Raw genomic sequence first — 2,069 nt, 5'->3', positions numbered from 1 at the left:
CAACAGAGTGGACAAACCCCGGCCAGTGCACCACGAAGGAGCAAAGCGATTCATGAGTCACACGGCGTTGTAGCGACGACACCTATCCTGTCAGCCGGCCCCGGGCCGGCCACTACAAACACTTACATGCGATTCAATCACACGCAGTTGGTTGATGATTTCGACCGGGTAACGGCGGCCTTAGTACGACAGCGTTCTTCAAACAATGTGACAGTTCCCAGCGGCCCGATGCGCATTCGACCGCTGCTGGTCTGATCAGTTCACTGATCAGACCAGCAGCGGCCTCTCACGAAAAATCGAGGCTGACGCCTAGACCGCAGGCTTCTCGACCGACTGGTCTGCAGAACCGGTGCCGAGTGTGGAAATTAGTTCGACGACTGTTTTGACGATGCTGATGACGTCCCCAACTGAACCCATGACTGTCTCCCTCTGTGTGTTTGATTCTTTCTGTTGGTTGCGCGAAAGACTGTCCCTTACATGCATTTTTGGCCGCATAGAGCACAATCTTCAATACGCGCAATCCAGAGTGTAGGCCGCTGGTTCGGCATCGGCATGAGGGTCGGTGAACCGCTCACTGAAATGATCCTGGGGCAACCAGATAGCTGTATTTGACCTGGAAGGAAAAACAGACAGTATGTACTGCGCATCTTATGATTAGCCAGCCAAGAAACTAGTTGAACGGAGAGTGAGCGACATCACATTTCGGGCTTGATGGCGTTGACCTGACGTGAGTTTCGATTCGGCCAGTATGCCCATCGAGCAGATGGGAACCCACCCCCCCATAAGTGAATCTGCGAAAGATGTAGATGTCCCTTGCGGATCGATCCGCAAGAGCGCCGCGCCGAACCGCGAAGAGAGCGCACGACCTGCACGCTCGGCGGGATGCGGAATTCGAGCATGGAGACGAGGCGTCAGTGACGGCGGGGCGCGTGACGGAGGACGACGTTCTCCAGGCCCGCCTCAACGAGTTGTACGGCGCGCCCGATCGGCGGCTCACGAACGCTGCAGTGTCGAAAGGTGGCGCGCGGCGCATTCCGGATTTCCGCACCGTACCCCTCTCAGTTGCGTACCGGGGTCCGCGAGAGCCCGTCAGATGAGGTGGAGTCGCGTTGGCACTCGATTTTTGTGCACGATACTGCTGAAATGGCGTCGCGATTGCAGTCGGGGTGGCATGACCCCCGTGAAGTGACCCGTACGCTATGAGAATCCTTCCGCCCTGCTCAAGGGCATGAAAGGCTTCATCTCATGGCTGGACGTAAACGACACACGCCCGAACAGGTCATCCGAAAGCTGCGCCACGGCGACGAACTCGCCGCCACAGGTGGCAGGTCCCCGATAGTCGGACCACCGCGCTTTAGAGCCGCGGTTTGATTGGTTTCAGTCGATCTCGCACCCATCCACCGGTTGGTGGGTGTGGGAGCACTGGGCAGCGTACTCGGCCGGCGTGAGGTAGCCCAGCGACGAGTGGCGGTGCCGATGATTGTGGTCGTCCTTGAAGTCCTCGATCACCACTCGCGCTTCGAGCAGGCTCGTCCAGTGGTTGCGGTTCAGGCACTCCTTCCGAAGGCGGTTGTTGAAAGATTCGATGTGCCCGTTGTTCCAGGGAGTTCCCGGCGGGATGTACGAGATTCCCACACGGTTCACGCAGAACTGGTGTAGCGCACTAGAAATGAATTCTGGCCCGTTGTCCATCCGTAATACCAGCGGCGGCCCGCCCCACAGCGCGAACGTCTTGCCTCGTTCCTCGACCAACCGCTGCGCGGGGATCGAACGCTCCACGATGTTCATCAGCGACAGGCGCGTGTGCTCGTCGATCATCGATGCAATCTTGACGGCTTTGCCGTCGACGGTGGAATCGAACTGGAAGTCCATAGCCCACAACACGTTCGGGGCGTCGGCTTCGGTCTGTGGGCATGAGCTGACCCCGCCTCGTTTGCGTGGAGAGGAATGATCGAAACCTGTGGATCCCGGGAGGACGCACCTTCCCGGATGATGATCTGTACACGAACAGGATTCTGATCAAGTCCAGCGCGCCAACGCTGGCGGGAAGGTACGCCCGTGCTCACGAT

General features: G+C 58.5%; 1 protein-coding gene. It reads right to left on the bottom strand.

The genetic code is table 11. The features are described 5' to 3' along the window. Positions 1-1,377 precede the first annotated feature (1,377 nt). On the bottom strand, positions 1,378-1,884 hold the full coding sequence (locus ATN38_RS00150) for an integrase core domain-containing protein (protein WP_080712845.1): 507 nt from the start codon (positions 1,882-1,884) through the stop codon (positions 1,378-1,380). Between the last annotated feature and the right edge of the window lie 185 nt (positions 1,885-2,069).

It is taken from the genome of Rhodococcus sp. FH8 (assembly GCF_019266085.1).
Classification (GTDB): domain Bacteria; phylum Actinomycetota; class Actinomycetes; order Mycobacteriales; family Mycobacteriaceae; genus Rhodococcus_F; species Rhodococcus_F qingshengii.
The sequence above is the reverse complement of the archived record's forward strand: the minus strand, read 5'-3'. Positions and strand labels throughout refer to the sequence as shown.